Source organism: Campylobacter sp. RM12647 (assembly GCF_020138135.1).
Lineage (GTDB): Bacteria > Campylobacterota > Campylobacteria > Campylobacterales > Campylobacteraceae > Campylobacter_E.
Window position 1 is genome coordinate 68,799 of sequence record NZ_JACGAS010000004.1, and the last position, 23,210, is coordinate 92,008.

Sequence of the window (23,210 nt, forward strand, 5' to 3'; positions counted from 1 at the left end):
TCAACTTAAAATAAATATTTATATATTTTAAATAATACCATTATAATAAAATTAACAAAATATCTAAATCAAAGGTTAGTAAAGCTATATTTAAAATCGTGTTAGAAGATTATCTAACCACAAAAGGCGAAGAAAATATAAAGAATGTAGAACTAATCTTAAAAAGTGGCTATGAAGTAGCTAAGAGTTGTAAAAATACCCCATTAATGGGGTATTAAAGCCAAATACAATTTATTGTAAGAACACTAACTGGCATTCCTATAATTTGAACATCAAACTTTAAACTACTTTCAACCATAGTAGAAGCATTATGAATTCTAAATGAAAATTGCCACCCATTATTTAAATAAAGCTCTAGTGTGTTTTTACTATCTTTTTTGAAATCTAAATAAATGATTTGATTTGGCAAGCATACCAAAGGAACTTCAACTTGACTTTTCTTGCCTAAATCTCCGTGCATATTATAAGCTTGTATTTGAGTTGTTTGTTTCTTATCAATACTTATTAATTTATAAAAGTCAAATTCTCCTAATAAATATTCCACCATAGATTTTGCAACTTTTCCTTGATTTAAAGCATATTGTTGTAATATCTCGTTTCTAAAAGCATTTAATAATGAAATATATACATCATCTTTATTATGCAATTCGCTCCATTTTAAGCCTTTGCTATTATCTAAAAAATCAAAAATTGGTTTAATCTCATTCCAGTAATTATCAGAACATTTAAACCCGTACCATTTTTGACCAAAATCTAATTTTTTTGATAATCTTGAATGTTTTACAGCAAAATGATTATGCTTAATACTCAGTCCAATTTCCCAACTAATATCATTTCTTTTTATTAAAACATCTCTTACATCAGCATCCTTACCTTTATCATCTGATTGAATTGAAAGCTCCACCTCATCATTACTATTTTCTAAAATCAATGGTTCTAGTTCAAAAATTTTGCCTATTCCAGCTAAGGCGCTAGTTTTATACATATCTTTTTCAATATCATTTAAACTATCCCAAGCTTTTTTAGCTGCTTTGTAACTGCTATTTTCAATCACTTTTACTTTTCTATGTTTGCCTATTTCATACTCTAAATTAATTAAATAAGCAAATTCATAAGCTCTTCCTTGATTATTACTTTTATTACTCATTAAACTCCTTTTAGCAAATTATTGATAGCTTTTGCCATTTCATAAGCTAAATTAATCGGAACAGCATTACCTATCATTTTATAACCATCTTCAAGTTTATCGTAATAAAATTTAAAATTATCATCAAAACCTTGAACTCTAGCACACTCTCTAACACTAAGTCTTCTATATAAACTCTCAAAACCTTCTTTGAAGATATGTTTATTTTTATCCACTTTTGGCATTTTTGGAGCTTGTGGGTGTAATTGAGCTTGTCTTCCAGAAGCTTGAACGGTAAATGCTGGCTCGTTCCAAGTTCGAACCCTATTTCTACTCATAAAAATACTAGAATAAGAACCTATAAAATATTCATGATTCGGTATTTTACATTTATCACTATTCGATTTATTGTTATCTAAAGCAGGTATGGCACTATCTTTTAAATCATATATTACATCTTTAAAAGTTATTTTGTTTTTATATGGTAATGGTGTAATAAATCTTAAATTCAAATCTTTCCTAAAACCTACGTAAAAAACCCTTAACCTATCTTGAGCTACTCCATAATCACTTGCATTTACAACATTTACAAATACATCGTAACCAGCATTTTCAAACTCATAAATTATATTTTTCACAGCTTCACTATGTCTTTTTGACATCATACCTTTTACATTTTCAGCTAAAAAAAAATTAGGCTTTAAGGCTTTTAAAATTCTAATATATTCATAAAAAAGCTGTCCTCTAGGATCATCAATACCCTTCAATGTTCCTGCTTCACTCCAAGATTGGCACGGAGGTCCACCGATAATACCATCACATTTTGGAAGTTCATCAATTTTTACATCTTTAATATCCTTTTTTATAAGCTTTACTTTATGATTTTTTTCATAGGTTTCCCATATACTTTTATCATATTCATTAGCTACAAGTATCTCAAATCCAGCTTTTAAAAACCCCAAATCAAGACCACCGGCACCTGAAAATAAAGATATTATTTTTCTACTCATATTCTTCTTTCTTGATATTTTTATTTAATTCTACATTATTTTTTTAATTATTAGCACTAACGAAAATAGCGTGGTAGTTTAAGGTATTGTGATATTTATCATTAAAGATTTTTAAATCATTTTTACCTAAAAATACCCCGCTAAAGGCATTTACTCCACTAAGTTTTAAATGCCTAAAAAGCTCAATACTTGAGCTAAAATTTAGCTCATAATCTTTCTCAAAAATCTTTATATTTTTATAATGTGGCTTTAAAATCTGCTCTATTTCATCAATATTTAAATACTCAAGCCCCACACCAAAATGCTCATTAATTTGCCAAAGATTATTCACTCCAAAAGTGCTAAAAATTAGCTTAGAATTTGATTTAGGAATTTCATTTATTAATTTTGCTAAATCAAGCCACTGAAAACACGCATTTGAAATAACTAAATCAAAATCCATTTTAGCTAAAAATGAGTTTTCAAAATCTCTTAAATCGTGCTTTACGAAAATAAATTCCTTACCATAATCACAGCTAAAATCATTAATATCCACGCAATAAAACTCACTAAATTCTATCTTTTTAGCTACCATTTTGCTAAACTCGCCCCTATTTGAGCCAAGCTCAAGCACCCTATCAAAACGCCCATTTATTTCGCTAAGCAAAACTTCTCTCATATCATTTTGCACGATAGCATTTTTAAAATAAGTATCTTTTGCTCTTAAAAAACTTTTCATATTTCATCCCAGCTTAAAAACTCATCAAAGCAAAAATGAGAAGCATTGATTTTATTAATATTTTTAAAGCTTTTTAAAAGTGCATTTTGTGGGAAAATTTTATCATCATTTGATGAGTATGCCAAATCATAATCTTGCCAAATACAAGGCTTTTTAGAAATTTCTATAATACTTAAAAGCTCATCTTTAGGATTTTGATTAAATGCCTTATTTATCCCGCCACAATTATTTAAAAAGCTTTCTTTATCAAATCTTTTAGCCGTAATTTTAAAAAGCTTTTCGCTAATTCCCAACTCATCATCAATACCTTTTATAGTGCCATTTATCGCTATTTTTTGCACGATATTAAGCGAACTTAAATCACACTTACAAGATACCATAACACCCATTGAAAAAGCGATTAGTTTAATGTTTTTATAAGTTTTACAAATCTCTAAAAATCCTAAATCAAATTCCAAATAATCATAAACCATTAAAACATCATTTTTAGAAGCTAAATTATAAGCACTCGGTAAAAAGCCAAAACCACCAAAAAACAGCACCAAATCACTAGAATTATTTTTATGTAAAAACTCAAATTTCATAAAAAGCCTTAGCAAAATTATCTAAATCGCTAAAATCCATACTAGCATTTATTGATAGTCTTATTCCTGTATCTTTAATAGCTACGGTTGGAGTTTTTATACTTGGAGCAAAAAAGCCTTTTTGCATAAGTTTTGCCGAGTAAAAATTAGCTTTTTCATTATCTCCTAAAACTATCATTTTTATATAACTAACGCCCTTTATTTTATCTTTTAGCAATTCATTTAAATATGAGCTAAGATTTTGTAAATGCTCTCTTAATTTATCAAAATTAGCCAATTTTGAAAACACAAAATGCGAATAAGCTACATTAATAGGCGGTAAAGCGGTTGAATAAATTAGCCCCCTAGCCTTGTTTATAAAAAAATCTTTTGCTTCTTTTGAGCAAATCATCGCAGCACCCATACTAGCAATGCTTTTACCAAATGTAAGAACTAAAAAATCAATGTCTTTTAAGTATCCAAGTCCAAGCCCATTAATGCCAAGCGAGCCAACACTATGTGCTTCATCAACATAAAGCATAATGTTTTTATATTTTTTCTTAAGTTCTAAAAGCTTATCAAGTGGTGCAAAATCTGCGTCCATACTATATAAACTCTCGCAAATTATTATGATTTTTTCATAATTTAAATTCGTTTGCAATAATTTTTCTAAATCATTTATATCATTGTGTTTAAAGCGTTTAAAATTAGAATGCTTTATGCCATCAATAATACTTGCATGAACTTTTTTATCGGCTAAAAAAAGCGTATTTTTTAAAGTAGCTAAAGCACTTAAACAACTATAATTTAGCAAAAACCCACTGCTAAATAAAAGCGCTTCATTTTTATATAAAGACGATAAGTATTCTTCAAACAAAAAGTATTCATCTCCACCGCCACCAAGACTTCTACTAGCACTTGAGCTAAGTGCAAAATGATTTTTTAAAAACTCTCGTTCAAGCTCACCGCTACTTGCAATTCCTAAATAATCATTACTAGCAAAATTAAGCAGTCTTTTATCATTAAAAATCACAAATTTACCATCATTTTTAAATCTTTTTAGTTCTCTAAAATTATTTTCTTTTTTTAATTCATTTAATAAGTTTTGCATTTTTATCCTTTATAATAATTTTAATTAAAATTTATAAAGGAGTTATAAATGCAAGAAGAATTAGTAAAACTTGATTTAGCACATATTTGGCACCCTTGCACGCAAATGAAAGAGCACGAATTTGTGCCATTAATCCCTACAAAAAGGGCAAAAGGTGTGTATTTATATGATTTTAATGATAAATCATATATTGATTGCGTTAGCTCTTGGTGGGTAAATCTTTTCGGACATAGCAATGATTATATAAATAGCAAAATTTACGAGCAATTAAACACCCTAGAGCATATCATAATGGCTGGATTTTCTCACGAAAGCATTATAAGATTATCAAAAAGACTTACTGATTTACTACCAACTAAGCTTAATAAATGCTTTTATGCTGATAATGGCTCAAGTGCTGTTGAAGTAGCACTTAAGATGAGTTTTCATAAAAATCTTTTGCAAGGAAAATTAAAAAACAAATTTTTATCACTTAGTAATTCATATCACGGAGAAACGATAGCTGCACTAAGCGTAAGCGATGTTGAACTTTATAAAAAGACTTATAAACCACTTTTGCTTGAATGCTTAAACACTCCTGCACCAAGTGGACTAGATTATGAAAATGAATTAAAAGAGCTTGAAAAATTACTTGAAAAAGAGCATAAAAACATAAATGCCTTTATACTTGAGCCTTTAATTCAGTGTGCAGGTTCAATGAATATGTATTCAGCTAAGTTTATCAAAAAGGCTTGTTGGTTAGCAAAATCTTATGATATTGATATAATTTTTGATGAAATTGCCGTTGGATTTGGAAGAAGCGGGACTATGTTTGCTTTAGAGCAGTGTGAAATTGTGCCTGATTTTTTATGCCTTAGTAAAGGGCTTAGCGGTGGGTATTTGCCAATTAGCGTTGTTGTAACAAGCGATGAAATTTATAATGAATTTTATGCTCCATATAGCGAATACAAGGCGTTTTTGCATTCACATAGCTATACAGGAAATGCACTTGCTTGTGCTGCTGCGAATGCAACTTTGGATATATTTACTAAAGATAATGTTATAAATCAAAATAAAATCAAAAGCGAGTATATAAACTCACTTTGGCAAGGTTTTGCTGAGTTTAAGAGTGTGCGAAATGTTAGGCATCAAGGAATGGTGTTTGCATTTGATATAGAGCATTTTAATCCTAGATTTGGGCTTGAAGTATATCTAAAAGCACTTGAATATGGGTTACTTTTAAGACCACTTGGCAATACGATTTATTTTATGCCACCTTATGTAATTAATAATGATGAGATAAATTATGTAATAAATAGCATAAAAGAGATTTTGAGATTTAAGAATTTGAAATGAGAATTTCAAATTCTTAAAATTGTTTTAATGTTTTACTTTAGAGTTTCACTCCATTCTATTTCGGTTAATTTTTTAAGACTTTTTGCCATAAAACCACTATAAGTTTTACCTAAAATAACGCCTATTGCATAGTCTTTTCCAACCGAACAAATGCTACCTTTATCATTGTATTTAAAAGGTTCGTTAAACTCAATTCCTTCAAGCCTTGCATTTAGTCTTTTTGCTAGGTATTTTCCTTGCTTACAAGCAATTTGTGCAGTAGGTGCGAAATTTGAAACAATCGCTAAATCTCCTAAAACATAGCAATTATCAAAATTAGGTGCCATTAAATATTCATTTACTAAAACTCTATTATTTTTGTGATTAAAGCCACTATTTGCAATTACTTCGCTACCCTTAACGCCAGCTGTAAAAATTATAGTTTTTGCTTTTATATAATTATTTTCATCGTTTAAAAATAATTTATCATCAACTTTTTTGATTATTTTATGAGAGCTTAGAACTTTTACGCCTAGATTTTCTAAATAATTTCTAGCTTTTTTAGCTAAATCTTTAGTATAAACAGGCAAAATCTCATCCATTGCTTCAACCAAATATAAATTAATGCTAATTCCTAGATTTTTGCAAGTTGTAGCGATTGAGCCACAAAGCTCTACTCCGCTAAGCCCCGCACCACAAATAATTACATTTTTATTCTCATAAAGCTCAAGATTTTTATAAAGTGTTTCAGCAGTTTTTAAAGCGTTTTTATAATTTATAATATTTAAGCATTCATCAAGTCCATCAATGCCAAAGGTATTTACACTCGCACCAAGCCCAACATAAAGCTCATCATAATCATAATTTGCATTCTCGCAAATAACTTTGCCATTTTCAATACTTTTTACATTATCACAAATTAAAGTTATATCTTTAGGCAGTATGCTTTTTAGATTTATTACTATGTCTTTTTCGCTTTCTCTTGCTGCTATTTTGTGTAATTCTGTCGTTTTATAATGATAAGAATTATTGTTTATTAGTATAAATTCTGCTTTTCTTAGATTTTTCTTTTTAATCTTTTTAATTAGACTTAAATTTGCATACCCAGCACCTAAAAATACAATTTTTTTCATAAACTCTCCTTTAAAAATATTTAATAAATATTAAAATATTTTTACTTTAATTCATATTAAATATTAATAAAGTTTAAAATAAAATTTATATATTTTAAATTCAATCAAATAATTCAATTACAAAATTATCTAATTTCACTTGATTTGAATAATAAAAATACTTCGCTAAAACCAAAATACCAAGCAACTCTTCTATATTAGGATTTAAAAATTGTTGTATATATTCATTTTGATTTTTAATAATATTTTTTACTAATTTATCATTAGTTAAAGCATTATCCATTACATCTAAAATATCGCTAAAATCATCTTGAATTAATAAAAAATGCTCGTTAGGAATTAATTTTCCTTCCATAAACCAAGTTTCATATTTTAATCTTGGAGTAATTGCGATAGAATTTGAACTCATTATCCATTTAAGATTTGTAGCAACATCCCAACCCTCAAGAGAGATTATAAATTTATATTTAAGCTGCTCTTCCTTGCTTAAATAACCTAACCTATTTTTCTTATTTACATTACCTAGATTTAGTCTTTTACAATCTTTAAATTTATTAATAAAATCTATTCTATTTTGCTGAACACAAGCACCCCTAAAAACAGCCAAATCCACTTTATCTTTAAAATCATTTTTATCATTTAAAAAACAAAAATGTCTTCTGCTATCAAGCTTTAAAATCACATTTTTACTATCAATTGGTCTTGATTTTGTTATAGTATTTAAAAACTCGCTAGAACAATCATAAAAGAATTTATTTATCTTTAAATTTTTATGAAAATATTTGCTAACCTTGTAAAAATCAAAAGAATATGAAGTATTTTTTAATAAATTTTCGCCTAATTTAGAATGCTCTACATTTTCTATCTTTTTTAGCTCAAAAAAATCATTAATTTTATTGTAATAATTCAATCTATTTTTTATATGTAAAATCTCATCATTTTTTAACTTTTTTAAAGCATTTAATTTTGAAATTAATTGCATATTAAAAAACACTCTTGGAATACTTAAAGCACCAAGTCCTTTTAAATTCATAATTACTTTGCTAATAAATATTCCTTATTTTAAATTCTTATTTAGCTTTTCTATGCTTTTGCAAAGTGCGTTAATCAAATAATCAATATCGCTTAATTCATGAGTATAATGCAAACTTATTCTTAAAAATCCAGGCTTAGCATTGAAATTTTGATTATCCACATAATTTAATAAATCATGCGCATAAGGACCAGCACAAGCACACCCAGCACGAGTTTCTATCCCATAATCATCACTTAAAACCCTAGCTAAATCATAAGGGCTAACGCCTGTAGAATTTAGTGAAAATATAGGCAATCTATCCTTAATATTTGCAGCGTATAGTGTGATTTTGTATTTAAATTGCACTTTTTTAATAGCGTTTAAAAAATATTCTTTTAAAATATTTTCCTTTTCTTTAATCACTCCAAGCCCTATTTCATCTCTAAGTCTAAAAGCTAATTCACTTTTAATAACTTGTAAAATCGCAGGGGTTCCACCCTCTTCAAGGCTTTCAGCATCGTCTAAAAACTCATAATTGCTCCTACTAACATAGCCAACCGTCCCACCAGCTGCAAATGTAGGAATTTTGCCAATAAGCTCATTTTTAATAGCTAAAAATCCACTCGTGCCAACTCCGCCTAACATTTTATGTCCTGAAAAAAACAAAGCATCAAACGGAATTTCAATATTTTCATAAGGTATAGCCGAACTTGCATCAATTGCTAAAATCGCTTTATATTTTTTCGCAATTTCGCTGATTTTTGCAAGGTTTGCTCTAACTCCTGTGATATTGCTAACGGCATTAAAACTCATTATTATTTTTCTATTAGCGTTCTTTTTGCAAATTCTTTCAAGCTCGTATAAATCACTATTAAAATCCCTATGATTTAGCCTAATGCACTCGCATAAACCTTCTTTAAAACTAAGCTCATTTGAATGGTGTTCAATAGCACTAACAATTACTAAAGGCAAAGTATTTTTAGCAATATCATTAAAATAACGCTGTTTAATAAGCGGTGGAACATATATTCCTAATAATTCTTGAAATTTTTTAATAGCCGCAGTTGAGCCACTCCCACAAGCAATCAAGCTATAATTAGAATTTAATCCTAAGCTTTTTTTGATATAGCTTTTTGCGTCTTTATAGTATTTACTTGTTATTTTTGAATTTTTTGCACTATCTGAATGAGTGTTGGCGTATGTTTTTAAAATATTTTGCATTTTTAATTCAATTGATTTTAGTGCTAAAGCACTTGCTGTGTAATCAAAATATTTTGTATTTTCATCTAAAATTATGTCGCTTTTTAGCTCACTAATTTGCATTTTTGCCCTTTGTAAAAATAATTAAAGTAAAATTAGCACAAAAAAATTAAGGGGTAGTTATAGAATTTTTAGACTTTATTAAAAGATATCCGCATTTTTATTTAGACGAAGCGTTAGACTTTTATTCTGTGTTTGGAGATAAGAGTTTTAAACCTAGTTTAAATGATATTAATTATTATATACACGAGCTAGTAAATACATATAATCCTTACGAATTTGAAATAAATGAAAGCGAATGCAAGGCACTAATTCACTATGCTAGAAAATCTCGCTTGGAGTTTTCTATCAACAAATACGGCTCAAGATTTAAAGCTAGAAAGAGCTTTCACTCCTTGATTAATCGTGGTTTTTTAAGACTTGAATTAAATAATGATTTATTGAGTTTTAAGAGATTTTATCCACAAAATAAAGTTATTTTTAATTCTAATTACACTAGATTTTATTTTTATTTTTTAAAAGCAATGGAGAAAATAATTTTAAAAGATAAAGAATTAGCCTTAAGATTAATTAATGATAAATTTTATGAATATCAGTCGTTTATTTACGAGCAAATTGCTTGTGAGTGGTGCGAGAAGAAATTTAATATAAAAGGCATTAAGAGTATTTGGGGCAAAGATTATGAATGTGATATTTTTTATGATAATTACGAAATATCTTTATTAGGCGAAGTGAAATTTAATGGCAAAAAAATGTGTATTAGCTCGTATTCAAAACTCATTCAAAAGGCTAGATATTTGGGTTTTGAGCCTGATTATTTTATACTTTTTAGTAAAAACGGCTTTAGTAAAAAACTTCTAGCTTTAAATGATAAAAGACTAATATTAGCTAATCACGAAAATTTTAAAGAATTTATATAAATTATTTACTCAAATATTTTTTTATTTCTTCACTAATTGGGGATAGTTTGCCATCTTTTATATGAACTAATTTTATAAAAGCTTCAAAAATAGCTTTATCATCTTTATAAATTATTTGCTTTAATTCTAAACAATATTTATCAAATCCTACAAGAATATTTTTAACTTCTAAAATATCTCCTAATTTAGCAGGTGCTTTATAAATAGCCTTAATTTCTCTTAATGCAAAAGGATTTTCTTTTAATAAATCTTTTCCTTCATTAGCGAAAAACCATTCGCTCCTAGCTCTTTCACAATATTTTAAATAATTTGTATGATAGACAATCCCCATACAATCAGTATCTTCATAATAAACTCTAATTTGCATCCTAATCCTTAAAAGAGTATGGCTATAAGCCGGGTTTTGTCTTGGATAATCATTTATCTACTTACTATTTCACAATAGCACTCTAGCGAAGGGTTTAAAATATAAGATAAAAACCACCCCTTCTTGCTGCAGGTTGGGTTTATAAGCTGAATTGCTTTTACTCGCATAATCACTGGTGGGCTCTTACCCCGCCGTTTCACCTTTACCTAAAATTAGGAAGTTTATTTTCTGTTACACTTTCCCTTAGATTGCTCTAGCCATCTGTTAGATGGAACCTCATCTTATTGCAGCCCGGACTTTCCTCTTAATTAAAAGCGATTATCCACCATACTCTTACGCCATTTTAACTAAGCTTGTTTAAGATAAAGAAAATTAAAGGAGTAAAAAATGTATAAATATAATTTATATTATCCAGCGGGAAATACTACGGCTTTGGTTGTTGGAATTAATAACTTAGATTTTAAAAGTATAAATAATGAGATTTTAGCTAAGCATAAAGATGTTGAACAAGTTGGCTTTGTGCAAGATTATGAATTAAAAATGGCAGGTGGAGAGATTTGTTTTAATGCTTTAAGATGTGCGGGAAAGTATTTTTTAGATACTAATAATTTAAAAACTACAAAAATTAAACTAAATGATAAAGATTATTTATGCGGTATTAGTAGTAGTGATTTTATAAAAGATAATAATATTAAAAAACTATATAAAGATGATAATTTTTATTATTTAAGATTTAAAAATGAATATAAATTAAACAAGCTTGATGATGATATATATTATGTAGATTTAGGAGATATTTTTCATATTATTTATACGAAAAAATTAGATTTATCTAAAATTAATTTAAAAGAATTTGCATATTCATATTTAAAAGATAATGATTTTTTAGACAAAAAAGCAAGTGGTTTTATGTATTTACAAGGTGATTGTCTTGAGCCTATTGTCTGGGTAAGAGATATTAAGACTTTATTTTATGAGAGCGCTTGTGGGAGTGGGAGTTTTGCTAGTTATTTATATTGCAATGAAATTTTAGGTAAAAATTATTTAGCACTAAAACAACCTTCAAATGAGTATTTGTTTTTAAGAGAAGTTGATGGCTTTATAGAAATTAGCTCAATTATTAAAGATATTTTGTAAATTAATATCATATTAACATATATTTTATATATCAATTTAATAACAAATATCAAATCTAAAGGATAAAAATGTTTAAAAATATATTTTTAAAAACTCTTTTAAATATATTTTTATTAAATTATAAGGCAAGTTTAAGCACAGCAGATTTTTTTAAATTTTGGGGCATTTTACTTTTAATTTTAAGCTCTTATATATTTTTTGGTTTTTTAATGTTTAAAATGGGAGTAATTAAAAGTATTTTTACTTTTCAAGCATATTTTATAGACATATTGATACTACCATTTTTTAGCATATTATTTTTAAGTCTTATTTATAAGGCAAATTCTTGTAAATCTTGGTTATTTTGTGCTGGTTTATTTTTGATACCTTTATTTGTTTTACTTGTATTTTTTGGGGTATTTTATATAATATTAATATTTATTTTATATGTTATTATTATGATTTTTAATACAAATTCTACAAATCTTAATATACAATTACATAAAAAATCTTTAATTTTTAGGCTTATAACTATTTGTTTTTTAATTTTTATAGCATTTATATTCCCGCCTAATATAAAATTTATAAAATATGAATACGGAATTGATTATATTAGTTTTTTAACTTTTTTAAATTTTGCATTTTTAATCCCTAGTTTTGCTACTATTTTGATATATTTTCTTAAAAATTATAAAAGTTTAAAATAAGTGAATAATTTAATATTTCAACTTTATAAAATATAGCTATATATTTGATAGTAATATATAATTAATACTAGATTTTAAATTGAATTAGAATTTAAAATACTTAGGAATTAAAATAACTTAAAATTTTTTCTTTGTTTAAAATAAATTCTTTATCAATCTCTGTCATTTTTAATTGTGAAAAATCAAATTCATCATAAGGAATTAAATTATCTTTAGTTGCTAAATGAATACGAGATTTTTTCATTAACGGAAAATGAAGACTTATTATATTTTCTGCTTTTTTCCATTTATTTAAAGAATACAAAAATTCATAACCTTGATTATAATCCATATAAAAATGAGTATATTTATCTTTGTTTAATACCCAATGATCATCTCCTACTTTATAAAAATTCTTTAAAAAATATAATTTACCATCGCTATAATGCATATTAAGAGCAGGCAAATAAATACTATCAATAATGTTTTTTGGCTGTAATAAGGCTTTACTTAATGCAATCTCATTATAAATATGATCACAATCAATTTTAATCAACCAATCATTTAATGGAATTTTATTAAGCACAAAATTATAATAAGTATCAAGTCTAAATTCTTTTGATATTTTTTGTTTATATTTTTCTTTCCCTGCAGGAATTACTTTATAAGGATACTCTAAAGGAGTAAAATTTGGATTATTTTTGCAAAATTGTTTAATTACTTCACTAGTTCCATCGTCTTTACCAAATTCATCTAAGTGATAGCCTAGAACTCCTCTTGTAATACCCCCCCCCTCTATTGTTTTTAGCGTTGCCTCTATTGTTTCTATTTCATTATAAACCCTTATAAAAGCATAAGGATTTATAGTTTTAATATCATTATTAAATAAAGATAAAATCTCATACTTTCTTTTAATACAACTTCTTAAAATTTTATTATATATTTTCATAATAACTTACCTAAAACATCAATCCATCTTCTTCTTGTTGTTTTAATATGTCATTTCTACTTGCTTTTGGTAAAGGTGATTTATCTGTATAAAACCAAGTTTTACCATCAATTACTCTTTTTTCAACGCCTTTTGGTATATCAAAAGTTCTTTTAATATTTGGATTTTCTGCTAAATATTTTTGCATAAAATATCTAAATACAGGAGCAGCCGTTCTAGCACCACCTTCATAATATTTCATAGGCTTATTATTATCATTACCATACCAAGTTATTACTTGAATACTAGGCGTAAAACCTACAAACCAAGCATCTATACTTTTATTTGATGTCCCTGTTTTTCCAGCTACTTCAAGTCCTGCAATTCTTGCTGCACCACCAGTTCCGGCTGCGACAACATTTTTCATCATATCAATCATTAAATAAGCTTGTTCAGGTTTTACAAATTCTTCTGCTTCTTTGGTTTTTAACTCAATTTCATTACCAAATTTATCAGTAACTTTTGTAATCAATCTAATAGGTTGTTTTGTTCCATAATTTGAAATAATGCTATAAAGTTCAGCGTAATTATAAGGACTAACACCAAAAGAACCTAATCCTATTGATAAATCTTGTGGAACATTTGTAAAACCAAATTTAGTAATTGTTTGATGAACAAAACTAAGGCTAGTATCAAGTAATAAGTTAATTGTAGCTAGGTTTCTACTTTTTGTAAGTGCTTCTTTAAGAGTGATTAAACCATTAAAATCTTTTCCATAATTTTTAGGCTTCCAAATCATTTTCTTACCCTGTGCATCACGAGTTTCAAATACTCTCGCAATATCAGCAATCTCGCTAGCAGGTGAATAGCCAAGATTTAAAGCTGTAAGATATACAAATGGCTTAAAGCTTGAACCCACTTGACGATTACTCATAGTAGCACGATTAAAATTACTTTTATAATAATCAACCCCACCAACTAAAGCTAAAATATCCCCACTACTAGGCTCTGTAACTATCATAGCTCCATTGATTTGGTTTAAATCTATATCTTTATCTCTTTTGATAAGTTCATCATATCCGAACTTAATAGCTTCTTCAGCTATTTTTTGAGTATTCAAATCAACACTAAGTTCAACTCTATAACCACCTGTTTTAATGTCTTCAACTCCCATAGCTTGTAATTGTCTAATAGCTTCATCTATTACATAAGGAGCTTTATTTTGAGTTAAACTCTCATCATAAACAATTGGTTTTAAAGCTACATTTTGTTTATACTCAGCTTCACTAATCCAGCCTAAATCATACATTCTTTTTAAAACCGCATTAGCTCTTGAAAGCGATAAATCAATTCTTTTTGTAGGATCATATGTGCTAGGAGCTTTTGGTAAGCCAACTAGCATAGCCATTTCTTTAAGGCTAAGTTCGTTTAATTCCTTATGAAAATACCCAGCAGCAGCTGTTTTAATCCCATAATATCCATGCCCTAAAAATATAAAGTTTAAATATCTTTCTAATATTTGTTCTTTTGTTAGATTTTTTTCAATTTCATAACTAATTATTGCTTCATTTATTTTTCTTTTAATACTTTTTTCACTTGTTAAATAATGATTTTTCACAAGTTGTTGAGTAAGAGTTGAAGCACCTTCTGCTAAGCGACCTTTTTGAATATCTTTGATAATTGCTCTAAAAATAGCATCAATATTAATTCCTTCGTGTTCAAAAAAACTCGTATCTTCAATAGCAATTAATGCTTCAATTAGTCTTGGTGGAATTTCTTCAAATCTAGCATAAGCTCTATTTTCGTTAAAAACATTTGCAAGTAAAGTGCCATTTCTATCATAAAATTGAGTTGTAAGGTCTAAATCAAATTCCTTATAATCAATATCTTTATTTTCAACAACATTTAAAAAATATCCTAAAACAACACAGCCTAAAATTCCACAAACAGCTATAAAATAAATAATGTATTTCAAAAAATCTCCTTAAATCATAGTGCTAATGAGTAAAGCAAATAGCACACCAATACAAGAAATCAAAATATTTAACGGGATAAAATAATAAACAATTAAAGCTATTTTTTCATTACAAACCAATAATTTATTTTCTTTTTCTTTCTCACATAAAATAAATTGATAATAAATATATAATAAATTTAAAGTGGCAAAAGCATAAAGCGACCATTGCGTAGATGCTAAAGTATTAAACAATGGGTCAGAACTATTATTAATCATTACATATATAGCACTAAAAGCCATAACAGCCATTAAAACAAAAAACGCATAAAGCTGCTTTTTTAATATCCTTAGTGCTTTTTGTAAATTCTCTTCATCTTCACATAAATAAAAACCAGCATTTGCTCTAATGCCTAAATGAAGACCAATAAAGCAAATACCGGCTAATAAATGTATATAAGGTAAAACTAAGCTATCAAGCCCTAGCATATTACCTTCTTGATTTCATCTTTTGCTAAAGCTAAAGCTTCGTTGATTTTACTAATATCTTTTGCACCAGCAGTAGCAAAATCATCTCTACCGCCGCCATTTCCGCCTAAAAATTGAGCTACAATCTTAGCTAAATTTCCTGCTTTAACGCTAGTATTTTTTGAGCCAACCGCAATGCTTACTTTATCGTCTTTGCAAGCGATTAAAACAATGACAGCTTTATCAAATTTATTTTTAAACTCATCTATACTAGCTTTAATATCAAGCCCGTTATATTCACTAACGCAAACATTAATGCCGTTAATAATCTCACTATTTAAATTATTAGCACCATTTTTTAAAGCGTCTTTTAGTTCTTTTATTTCATTTTTTAAATTCTCAAAACTCTTTAAAATATCATTTGTTTTTAGACTTTTTTTGATATTTTCAAATTCCGCAATCAAATTCCTTGAGTATTCTTTAGCAGCCTTACTTGCTATTGCTTCAATTCTTCTAACACCAGCACTTACTCCGCTTTCTTTTAATATTATAAAATCGCCAATTACTGAAGTATTGCTAACATGAGTTCCACCACAAAGCTCAATACTATCTCCTAAAGTTAATACCCTTACTTTATCGCCATATTTTGTATCAAAAAGCGCCATTGCACCACATTTTTTTGCACTTTCAATATCAGTTATTTGAATATTTGAATTTGTAGCTTTATAAATCATATCATTTACAATATCACTAATTTGCTTTAGCTCATCTTCGTTTAATGCACGGGTAAAATTAAAATCAAATCTAATTCTATTAAAATCTACAAATGAACCTGCTTGAGTTGCATTTTCTCCTAAAACCTTTCTTAACGCATAATGAAGCAAGTGAGTAGCACTATGATGTCTTGCGATTTCTGCTCTTCTTTCGGTATCAATTTTGATTAATAATTCATCATTTACATTAAAATCACCTACAATTTCAACTAAAGCTAAATTAATATCAAAAAATTTCTCAACTTCAAGCACATTTGCAACTAATTTATCATTTTTATAAATACTACCTAAATCGTAATTTTGCCCACCACTTGTTGCATAAAGTGGAGTTTTATCAAACATTAGCCAAGCTTTTTTGCTTTTAATTCCAATTTTAAATTCTTCATCTAAAACAGCTAATAATTTTGCTTTAATTTCAGTATTTTCATATCCAACGAACTCATTTACACCAAATTTATCTAATAATTCTTTAAAATCTCCGTGAGTTGCTTTATCCCCACTACCTTTCCAATTTGCTTTAGCTAATTCTCTTTGCTTAGCCATTAGTTCATTGAATTTGTCTTCATCAATTTTAAGATTTTTTTCTCTTAACATATCAAGAGTTAAATCAAGTGGAAAGCCATAAGTATCATATAATTTAAACGCAACTTCTCCACTAAAAACATTTTTAGTATTTTTAAGCTCTTCATTAAAAATACTCATTCCATTTTCAATAGTATTTAAAAATCTCTCTTCTTCGCTTAATAATTGCTCTTTTACAAAAGATTTTTTCTCATTTAAATATGTATAATGCTCTCCCATTAATTCACAAACAATATCTACTAATTTATACATAAATGCACTTTTAAATCCTAGTAAATATCCGTGTCTTAAAGCTCTTCTTACGATACGGCGTAATACATATCCTCTACCTTCTTTATCAAATGTTACGCCTTGAGCTAGTAAAAATGTAGCTGAACGAATATGATCAGCAATTACTCTAAAGCTTGCTCCACTTTTATATTCATATTTTAGGTTTGCTAAACTTGCGATTTTTTCAATTATTGGCATAAATAATGAGCTATCAAAATTGCTAAATTTTCCTTCTTTAATAGCACTTACACGCTCAAGTCCCATACCTGTATCAATACTAGGTTTTGGTAGTTTTGTCATAGTTCCATCAGGATGTTTTTCAAACTGCATAAAAACTAAATTCCAAATCTCAAGGAATCTATCTCCATCTCCACCCATATAATCTTCATCACTTTTAAAATTTTCTTCACCTTGGTCGTAAAAAATCTCACTACAAGGACCACATGGGCCAGTATCACCCATTTGCCAGAAATTATCTTTATCTCCAAATTTATAAATGCGTTCTTTTGCAATGTGTTTTTGCCACATATTATAAGCTTCATCATCGTTTTCATGAACGGTTACATAAAGCCTATCTTTCGGTAATTTTATAACCTCGGTTACAAATTCCCAAGCATACGCTATAGCTTGTTCTTTAAAATAATCACCAAAAGAGAAATTTCCTAACATTTCAAAAAATGTATGATGTCTTGCAGTATAACCAACATTATCTAAGTCATTGTGCTTTCCACCTGCACGAATACAAGTTTGACAGCTTGTTTTTCTAGGTGGATTTGGGCGTGGCACTTCACCTGTAAAAATACTCTTAAAAGGAACCATTCCTGCATTTGCAAAAAGCAAAGTCGCATCATCAGGCACAAGTGGGCTTGATGGGGTAATTTCATGACCTTTACTAGCAAAAAACTCTAAAAATTCTTTTCTTATATCCATTTTTATATCCTTGAAAATTTTTTAAATCATATCAAAAAGGTTTTAAACTAAAGATAATAAAGCTCTAATTTTTAGAGCTTTAATTTAGTTAGCATATCATCATAAGCTTTTTTTGTTCCTTGTCTTACTGGCTGTATTATTGAGCCTATTATTATAAATACTGAAGCTAGTAAAAATCCTGGTATTATTGAATAAAGTTCAAATATACCTTCTTTTGCAATATTAAAATAATCAATATGCTCCCACAAAATCACTCCTAAAGCACCAAAACTCATACCTAAAATCGCACCTAATCTACTCATATTTTTCCAAAATAAAGAAAAAATTATCACACTACCAAAAGAAGCACCAAAACCAGCCCAAGCATATCCAACAATATCAATAATACTAGTATTTTTATCAGCAGAAATTATAAAAGCAACAATAGCAACAACCAAAACACTAAGTCTTGAAACTCTCATTACTATCTTAGCAGGAGCACCTTTATTAAAAATTTTTCTATAAAAATCTTCTGCTAAAGTTGAGCTAGATACTAATAATTGCGAACTAGCCGTACTCATAATCGCTGCTAAAATCGCACTTAATAAAATTCCAGAAATCCAAGGATTAAATAATAATTGGCTAGTTACTATAAAAATTCTATCCTTATCTAATAAGTCTATATTAAACTTATATAAATAAGCTATACCAATAAATCCTATTAAAATAGCTCCAATTAAGCTAATTACCATCCAAGAAATACCTACAAAAGTAGCAATTGGAATGTCTTTTGTGCTTTTTATAGATATAAACCTTACTATTATGTGTGGCTGACCAAAATACCCAAGTCCCCAAGCTAAAGAACTAATTATCCCTACTAAAGTTAAATTTTTACTCATAGAAATATAATCTTTTTGACTTTCTTCTCCAAGCTTAATTATTATATTAATAGCTTCGCTAAATCCGCCTATTTCATTAATCATAACCAATGGAACAATAATTAAAGCTCCCATCATCAATAAGCCTTGTATCAAATCAGTCCAACAAACTGCCTTATATCCGCCAACGAAAGTATAAACAACTATTAATATAGTTCCTGTAATTACTGCTTGTTCGTATTTAACTGAAAATAATTCTTCAAAAAGCTTTCCACCAGCTACTAAACCACTAGATATATAAATAGTAAAAAATATTAAAATCACAATAGCACAAATTATTCTTAAGGTATGACTATCATCGCTAAATCTAGTCTCAAAATAATCAGGAATAGTTATACAATCTTTTCTAACATCAGTATAAATTCTAAGCCTTTTAGCAACAAACATCCAATTAATTAAAGCACCAATACTAAGCCCTATTGCTATATAAGTTTTACCTAAGCCATATAATAAAACAGCCCCTGGTAATCCCATAAGAAGCCAACCACTCATATCAGACGCTCCAGCACTAAGTGCTGATACTATAGGACCCATACCTTTATCGCCTATAAAATAATCTTCTGAAGTTTTATTTTTCTTCCAAAAATAAAACCCAATTCCTAGCATTAATACGCTATAGAATACAAAATCTAAAATTATTGGCAAACTAATTTGCACCTTTTCTAATTCATTCATTTTTATCCTTTTATATAGACTAACTTTTAAAACTCTAGCACCTAAATTCCAATAATAATAAAATACTATAAAATAAGATTATTTAATAATTCAAATATTTTATTAATAAATAGATTTATTACTAGCTATAGTTTTTGAGTATTTGCTACTTGTTTATAAATAAAAGCTTTTAAATATCCTATTTTATCACATTCAATATCATTTTAAATAATTTTTATAAATTTATATTTTAAAAAAGCTTATTATAAAGATTACAATAAAGCCTTAAATAATTATGTATTAAATGAAAGCAAATACAATTAGCCTTTTATTTTTTAAGGATAATCAATGTTAGCATTCTGTGATTTAAAATCTCAATATTTAAAATACAAAAACGAAATAGATGAAAGAATTCAAAATATATTAAATAATACAAGTTTTATCGGTGGTAATGAAGTTGCTTTACTTGAAAGTAATCTAGCAAATTATACAAAAGCAAAATACGCATATTCTTGCTCAAACGGAACTACGGCTTTATATGTAGCATTAAAAGCTTTAGGGATTAAAGAAGGTGATGAGATAATTACAACTCCTTTTACTTTCATTGCAAGTTCTGAAATGATAGCTTTAATTAAAGCTAAACCTGTTTTTGTTGATATAAGCGAAGTAGATTATAACCTTGATATAAGCAAAATTGAAAGCCTAATTACACCTAAGACTAAGGCTATTTTGGCAGTTTCAATTTTTGGTCAAATGCCTGATTTAAATTCCATAAAAAATATATGTAAAAAACATAATTTATACTTGATTGAAGATGCGGCTCAAAGCTTTGGTGCAAAAGATGATTTAGGCAATATCTCTTGTAATATTGCTGATATTAGCACGACAAGTTTTTTCCCTTCAAAACCACTTGGATGCTATGGAGATGGTGGGGCTATCTTTACAAATAACGATGAATTAGCAAAAAAAGTAAAATTACTTATAAATCACGGAAGCGAAATAAGGTATAAACACGAAATAATAGGCTTAAATGCAAGACTTGATAGCATACAAGCTGCAGTTTTAAATGTAAAATTAAAATATTTTGATGAAGAAATTGCTAAAAGAAACGAAATTGCTAACATTTATACAAAAAACCTTAAAAACTGCATTACACCTAAGGTAAAATCAGGATATAAGAGTGTTTGGGCTCAATATAGCGTAAGGGTTAAAAATAGAGATTTAGTAGTAAAAAAACTAAGTGAAAACAATATCCCAACCGCAATTCATTATCCAATAGCACTATATTCGCAACCTTGCTTTAAATATTTAGATTATAAAGCAAGTGATTTTAAAGTATGCGAAAATGTAACAAACGAGATTTTATCTTTGCCATTTTCTGCATTTTTAGATACACTAGACCAAGAAAAAATCATTGAAATTTTTAATAAAGGAGAATAAATGAGAAGATTAGATCAAGTAGGTTCATTCTTAAGACCAGCCAAATTAAAAGCTGCAAGAAGTGATTATGCAAACGCAAAAATCAGTAAAGACGAATTAAGAGCTATTGAAGATGAGTGCATAAAAGAACTACTCATTGAGTGTGATAAAAACAATGTTTATTATCTAAGTGATGGAGAATTTAGACGCTCTTGGTGGCATTTAGATTTTTATTGGGGATTTAGTGGAATTAGCAAAATTATTAAAGAAAAAGGCTATGTTTTTAAAGGTATAGAAACAAGAGCTGAAGGTATTAAAATAACTAATAAAATAGAATGTAAAGACCATCCTTTCTTAAAAGATTTTGCAAGTTTAGTAAAAATTGCAAAAGAATTAGGCATTGATACAAATCGCTTAAAATTAACAATTCCTAGCCCATCAATGCTTTTATATATGTTATTTATCCGTGGCGGATTTAATGTAGAATTTGAATACTACGGAAAAGATTATGCAAAATTAAAAGAAGATATTTTAAAAGCCTATGCTGATTTTTATTTAGAATTTGAAAAATTAGGCGGAGTTTATTTACAACTTGATGATGTTAGCTTTGGCTCGTTTTGTGATGAAGATTTTAGAGCAAATCTAATCAAAAATAACTATAACGCCGATGATTGCACTAAAGAATATGTAGAGTATTTAAACAAAAGCCTAGCAACTATGCCAAAAACAATCACAAGTGCAATACATATATGCAGGGGTAATTATAGAAGCCATTTTAGTGCTAGTGGTGGATATAGCAAGGTTGCTAGCGAATTATTTGCAAATCTTAATATAAATAAATTCTTTTTAGAATTTGATGATGATAGGTCAGGAGATTTTGAACCATTAAAATATATTAAAAATCAAATAGTAGTAATTGGACTTTTAACTACTAAAACTAAGGAAAATCCAAGTATTCAAACTCTAATTAAAAGAGCAAAAGAAGCAGCTAATTTCTTAGATACAAAACAAATTGAGTTTAGCACCCAATGTGGTTTTAGCTCTACAGAAGAAGGAAATGAAATTGATATGAATACTCAATGGGAAAAAATCGCACTTTTAAATGAATTAAATAATACTTTAGATAAAGAAGGCTTTTAATGAATATAGCATTAATAGGTCTTGGTGTAATGGGTAAAAACCACTACACCGAACTTTGTAAAAAGGATATAAATTTATATTGCTTTGATTTAATTAAGCCTGATTGGATTGATGATGATAAGTATTTTTCTAATTTAGATGAATTGTTAAAAAATTATATTGATGGAGCGATAATAGTTGTGCCGACTAAATATCATTATGAAGTATTTTCTAAGATTAAAGATAAAATCAATTTTATTCTAATAGAAAAACCATTATCATTTAGCCTTGATGAAGCTTTAGCTATTAAAAATAGTGGAGTGAATGTAGCAGTTGGCTTTTGTGAGAGATTTAACCCTGTAAGTCTTGAGTTTTTAAAACATATCAAAAACGAAGAAATAAAGTATGCAAGTTTTATAAGAGCGTCTAAAAAACCAGCTAGAATTAGTGATGTTGGGGTTGATTTAGACCTTTGTGTGCATGATTTGGATTTAGCAAATTTCTTTGGGATAAAGGCTAGTTTTAAAATAAATCGCACAAATAATCCTTGCACACAAATTAAACTAAATTCTAATAATCTTGATATTTTAGCTTCTTGGGAATTTAATAGCAGGATTAGAAAAGCCTTTATAAATACAAATGTATCAAGCTATGAATTAGACTTTTTAAACTCAAAATTAATTAAAGATGAAACTACAATAACACTTCAAGCTCATTCAAGCTTAGCAAAAGAGCAAGATGAATTTATTAATTATATCAAGACAAATGATTTAGGGCTTTTAGCAAGTGTTGATGATGCTATTTATACTCAAGAAATTCTAAAGAATTTGAATTAAGATATTAAAAATACCGACTTA

The 23,210-nt window shown here is 27.8% G+C and carries 21 protein-coding genes and 1 other RNA gene; 7 read left to right on the forward strand and 15 right to left on the reverse strand.

Features of this window, described 5'->3' with window-relative positions; genetic code table 11:
- Positions 1 to 214: 214 nt before the first annotated feature.
- Genes AVBRAN12647_RS02740 through AVBRAN12647_RS02760 form a run of 5 tightly spaced genes read right to left on the reverse strand, consistent with a single transcriptional unit; the run spans position 215 to position 4,528 of the window.
- A complete protein-coding gene (locus AVBRAN12647_RS02740; RefSeq protein WP_239803575.1) occupies positions 215 to 1,147 on the reverse strand; it encodes a HaeIII family restriction endonuclease in 933 nt (310 codons plus the stop codon).
- The gene (locus AVBRAN12647_RS02745) at positions 1,147 to 2,136 is read right to left on the reverse strand and encodes a DNA cytosine methyltransferase (RefSeq protein ID WP_336614659.1); all 990 of its coding nucleotides are present in this window, start codon (positions 2,134 to 2,136) and stop codon (positions 1,147 to 1,149) included. The genes AVBRAN12647_RS02740 and AVBRAN12647_RS02745 overlap by 1 nt, the downstream gene beginning before the upstream one ends.
- Positions 2,137 to 2,179: 43 nt before the next feature.
- On the reverse strand, positions 2,180 to 2,854 hold the full coding sequence (locus tag AVBRAN12647_RS02750) for an SAM-dependent methyltransferase (protein ID WP_336614660.1): 675 nt from the start codon (positions 2,852 to 2,854) through the stop codon (positions 2,180 to 2,182).
- A complete protein-coding gene (locus AVBRAN12647_RS02755; protein ID WP_214117085.1) occupies positions 2,851 to 3,438 on the reverse strand; it encodes a pimeloyl-ACP methyl esterase BioG family protein in 588 nt (195 codons plus the stop codon). Before AVBRAN12647_RS02755 ends, AVBRAN12647_RS02750 begins: the two co-directional genes overlap by 4 nt.
- Entirely contained in the window at positions 3,428 to 4,528 is a 1,101-nt protein-coding gene (locus AVBRAN12647_RS02760) for an aminotransferase class I/II-fold pyridoxal phosphate-dependent enzyme (RefSeq protein WP_336614661.1), read from the reverse strand. The genes AVBRAN12647_RS02755 and AVBRAN12647_RS02760 overlap by 11 nt, the downstream gene beginning before the upstream one ends.
- A 48-nt stretch (positions 4,529 to 4,576) precedes the next feature.
- On the opposite strand from AVBRAN12647_RS02760, the gene AVBRAN12647_RS02765 reads away from it, so the two are divergent.
- Positions 4,577 to 5,863: an adenosylmethionine--8-amino-7-oxononanoate transaminase gene (locus tag AVBRAN12647_RS02765; protein WP_336614662.1), complete on the forward strand. Its 1,287-nt coding sequence runs from the start codon at positions 4,577 to 4,579 to the stop codon at positions 5,861 to 5,863.
- Between the two features lie 32 nt (positions 5,864 to 5,895).
- Here the strand turns inward: AVBRAN12647_RS02765 and AVBRAN12647_RS02770 are convergent, their stop codons facing one another.
- The 3 genes from AVBRAN12647_RS02770 to AVBRAN12647_RS02780 form a co-directional block, all read right to left on the reverse strand.
- The gene (locus AVBRAN12647_RS02770) at positions 5,896 to 6,975 is read right to left on the reverse strand and encodes an NAD(P)/FAD-dependent oxidoreductase (protein WP_214150434.1); all 1,080 of its coding nucleotides are present in this window, start codon (positions 6,973 to 6,975) and stop codon (positions 5,896 to 5,898) included.
- A 100-nt stretch (positions 6,976 to 7,075) separates the two neighbouring features.
- Positions 7,076 to 8,008: a glycosyl transferase family 90 gene (locus tag AVBRAN12647_RS02775; protein ID WP_336614663.1), complete on the reverse strand. Its 933-nt coding sequence runs from the start codon at positions 8,006 to 8,008 to the stop codon at positions 7,076 to 7,078.
- Positions 8,009 to 8,032: 24 nt separating this feature from the next.
- Entirely contained in the window at positions 8,033 to 9,313 is a 1,281-nt protein-coding gene (locus tag AVBRAN12647_RS02780) for an aminotransferase class V-fold PLP-dependent enzyme (protein WP_214150436.1), read from the reverse strand.
- Between the two features lie 128 nt (positions 9,314 to 9,441).
- On the opposite strand from AVBRAN12647_RS02780, the gene AVBRAN12647_RS02785 reads away from it, so the two are divergent.
- The gene (locus AVBRAN12647_RS02785; RefSeq protein WP_336614664.1) at positions 9,442 to 10,170 is read left to right on the forward strand and encodes an ATP-binding protein; all 729 of its coding nucleotides are present in this window, start codon (positions 9,442 to 9,444) and stop codon (positions 10,168 to 10,170) included.
- 1 nt (position 10,171) lies between these two features.
- Here AVBRAN12647_RS02785 and AVBRAN12647_RS02790 read toward each other — a convergent pair whose 3' ends face one another.
- Together AVBRAN12647_RS02790 and rnpB are read right to left on the reverse strand one after the other, a co-directional pair.
- Entirely contained in the window at positions 10,172 to 10,537 is a 366-nt protein-coding gene (locus tag AVBRAN12647_RS02790; protein WP_336613846.1) for a YbgC/FadM family acyl-CoA thioesterase, read from the reverse strand.
- A 9-nt stretch (positions 10,538 to 10,546) separates the two neighbouring features.
- An RNA gene (gene rnpB / locus AVBRAN12647_RS02795) (RNase P RNA component class A) lies at positions 10,547 to 10,871 on the reverse strand.
- Positions 10,872 to 10,924: 53 nt separating this feature from the next.
- Here rnpB and AVBRAN12647_RS02800 point away from each other — a divergent pair.
- Entirely contained in the window at positions 10,925 to 11,674 is a 750-nt protein-coding gene (locus AVBRAN12647_RS02800; protein ID WP_336614665.1) for a hypothetical protein, read from the forward strand.
- A gap of 68 nt (positions 11,675 to 11,742) precedes the next feature.
- Positions 11,743 to 12,360, forward strand: coding sequence for a hypothetical protein (locus AVBRAN12647_RS02805; protein WP_336614666.1), 618 nt, complete (start codon positions 11,743 to 11,745; stop codon positions 12,358 to 12,360).
- Between the two features lie 100 nt (positions 12,361 to 12,460).
- Here AVBRAN12647_RS02805 and AVBRAN12647_RS02810 read toward each other — a convergent pair whose 3' ends face one another.
- The 5 genes from AVBRAN12647_RS02810 to putP all read right to left on the reverse strand — a co-directional run bounded on the left by AVBRAN12647_RS02810 (position 12,461) and on the right by putP (position 19,836).
- Positions 12,461 to 13,288 (reverse strand): hypothetical protein, encoded by an 828-nt coding sequence (locus AVBRAN12647_RS02810; protein ID WP_336614667.1) that lies wholly within the window; start codon positions 13,286 to 13,288, stop codon positions 12,461 to 12,463.
- Positions 13,289 to 13,298: 10 nt separating this feature from the next.
- Entirely contained in the window at positions 13,299 to 15,242 is a 1,944-nt protein-coding gene (locus AVBRAN12647_RS02815; protein ID WP_442862269.1) for a transglycosylase domain-containing protein, read from the reverse strand.
- 9 nt (positions 15,243 to 15,251) lie between these two features.
- Positions 15,252 to 15,710 carry a hypothetical protein gene (locus tag AVBRAN12647_RS02820; protein WP_214117112.1) on the reverse strand — a complete coding sequence of 153 codons (459 nt, stop codon included), beginning with the start codon at positions 15,708 to 15,710 and terminating at the stop codon, positions 15,252 to 15,254.
- On the reverse strand, positions 15,704 to 18,244 hold the full coding sequence (alaS, locus tag AVBRAN12647_RS02825; protein ID WP_336609403.1) for an alanine--tRNA ligase: 2,541 nt from the start codon (positions 18,242 to 18,244) through the stop codon (positions 15,704 to 15,706). The genes AVBRAN12647_RS02820 and alaS overlap by 7 nt, the downstream gene beginning before the upstream one ends.
- 71 nt (positions 18,245 to 18,315) lie before the next feature.
- Complete coding sequence (putP, locus tag AVBRAN12647_RS02830) at positions 18,316 to 19,836, reverse strand: sodium/proline symporter PutP (protein WP_214119815.1); 1,521 nt, start codon at positions 19,834 to 19,836, stop codon at positions 18,316 to 18,318.
- Positions 19,837 to 20,163: 327 nt separating this feature from the next.
- Here putP and AVBRAN12647_RS02835 point away from each other — a divergent pair, with 327 nt between their 5' ends.
- The 3 genes from AVBRAN12647_RS02835 to AVBRAN12647_RS02845 are packed head-to-tail and all read left to right on the forward strand — an operon-like array spanning position 20,164 to position 23,189.
- Positions 20,164 to 21,255: a DegT/DnrJ/EryC1/StrS family aminotransferase gene (locus AVBRAN12647_RS02835; RefSeq protein WP_336609404.1), complete on the forward strand. Its 1,092-nt coding sequence runs from the start codon at positions 20,164 to 20,166 to the stop codon at positions 21,253 to 21,255.
- Entirely contained in the window at positions 21,256 to 22,374 is a 1,119-nt protein-coding gene (locus tag AVBRAN12647_RS02840; RefSeq protein WP_336608818.1) for a 5-methyltetrahydropteroyltriglutamate--homocysteine S-methyltransferase, read from the forward strand.
- Positions 22,374 to 23,189, forward strand: coding sequence for a Gfo/Idh/MocA family protein (locus AVBRAN12647_RS02845; RefSeq protein ID WP_214117128.1), 816 nt, complete (start codon positions 22,374 to 22,376; stop codon positions 23,187 to 23,189). The genes AVBRAN12647_RS02840 and AVBRAN12647_RS02845 overlap by 1 nt, the downstream gene beginning before the upstream one ends.
- Positions 23,190 to 23,210: the final 21 nt, after the last annotated feature.

Bases quoted from the DNA above. Each gene is read 5' to 3' on its own strand.
- AVBRAN12647_RS02835 (WP_336609404.1), top strand. From the start codon at position 20,164: ATGTTAGCATTCTGTGATTTAAAATCTCAATATTTAAAATACAAAAAC.
- AVBRAN12647_RS02765 (WP_336614662.1), top strand. From the start codon at position 4,577: ATGCAAGAAGAATTAGTAAAACTTGATTTAGCACATATTTGGCACCCT.
- AVBRAN12647_RS02745 (WP_336614659.1), bottom strand. From the start codon at position 2,136: ATGAGTAGAAAAATAATATCTTTATTTTCAGGTGCCGGTGGTCTTGAT.
- AVBRAN12647_RS02840 (WP_336608818.1), top strand. From the start codon at position 21,256: ATGAGAAGATTAGATCAAGTAGGTTCATTCTTAAGACCAGCCAAATTA.
- AVBRAN12647_RS02740 (WP_239803575.1), bottom strand. From the start codon at position 1,147: ATGAGTAATAAAAGTAATAATCAAGGAAGAGCTTATGAATTTGCTTAT.
- AVBRAN12647_RS02770 (WP_214150434.1), bottom strand. From the start codon at position 6,975: ATGAAAAAAATTGTATTTTTAGGTGCTGGGTATGCAAATTTAAGTCTA.
- AVBRAN12647_RS02805 (WP_336614666.1), top strand. From the start codon at position 11,743: ATGTTTAAAAATATATTTTTAAAAACTCTTTTAAATATATTTTTATTA.
- AVBRAN12647_RS02780 (WP_214150436.1), bottom strand. From the start codon at position 9,313: ATGCAAATTAGTGAGCTAAAAAGCGACATAATTTTAGATGAAAATACA.
- AVBRAN12647_RS02775 (WP_336614663.1), bottom strand. From the start codon at position 8,008: ATGAATTTAAAAGGACTTGGTGCTTTAAGTATTCCAAGAGTGTTTTTT.
- AVBRAN12647_RS02755 (WP_214117085.1), bottom strand. From the start codon at position 3,438: ATGAAATTTGAGTTTTTACATAAAAATAATTCTAGTGATTTGGTGCTG.
- putP (WP_214119815.1), bottom strand. From the start codon at position 19,836: ATGAATGAATTAGAAAAGGTGCAAATTAGTTTGCCAATAATTTTAGAT.
- AVBRAN12647_RS02790 (WP_336613846.1), bottom strand. From the start codon at position 10,537: ATGCAAATTAGAGTTTATTATGAAGATACTGATTGTATGGGGATTGTC.
- AVBRAN12647_RS02760 (WP_336614661.1), bottom strand. From the start codon at position 4,528: ATGCAAAACTTATTAAATGAATTAAAAAAAGAAAATAATTTTAGAGAA.
- AVBRAN12647_RS02800 (WP_336614665.1), top strand. From the start codon at position 10,925: ATGTATAAATATAATTTATATTATCCAGCGGGAAATACTACGGCTTTG.
- alaS (WP_336609403.1), bottom strand. From the start codon at position 18,244: ATGGATATAAGAAAAGAATTTTTAGAGTTTTTTGCTAGTAAAGGTCAT.
- AVBRAN12647_RS02750 (WP_336614660.1), bottom strand. From the start codon at position 2,854: ATGAAAAGTTTTTTAAGAGCAAAAGATACTTATTTTAAAAATGCTATC.
- AVBRAN12647_RS02845 (WP_214117128.1), top strand. From the start codon at position 22,374: ATGAATATAGCATTAATAGGTCTTGGTGTAATGGGTAAAAACCACTAC.
- AVBRAN12647_RS02820 (WP_214117112.1), bottom strand. From the start codon at position 15,710: ATGCTAGGGCTTGATAGCTTAGTTTTACCTTATATACATTTATTAGCC.
- AVBRAN12647_RS02810 (WP_336614667.1), bottom strand. From the start codon at position 13,288: ATGAAAATATATAATAAAATTTTAAGAAGTTGTATTAAAAGAAAGTAT.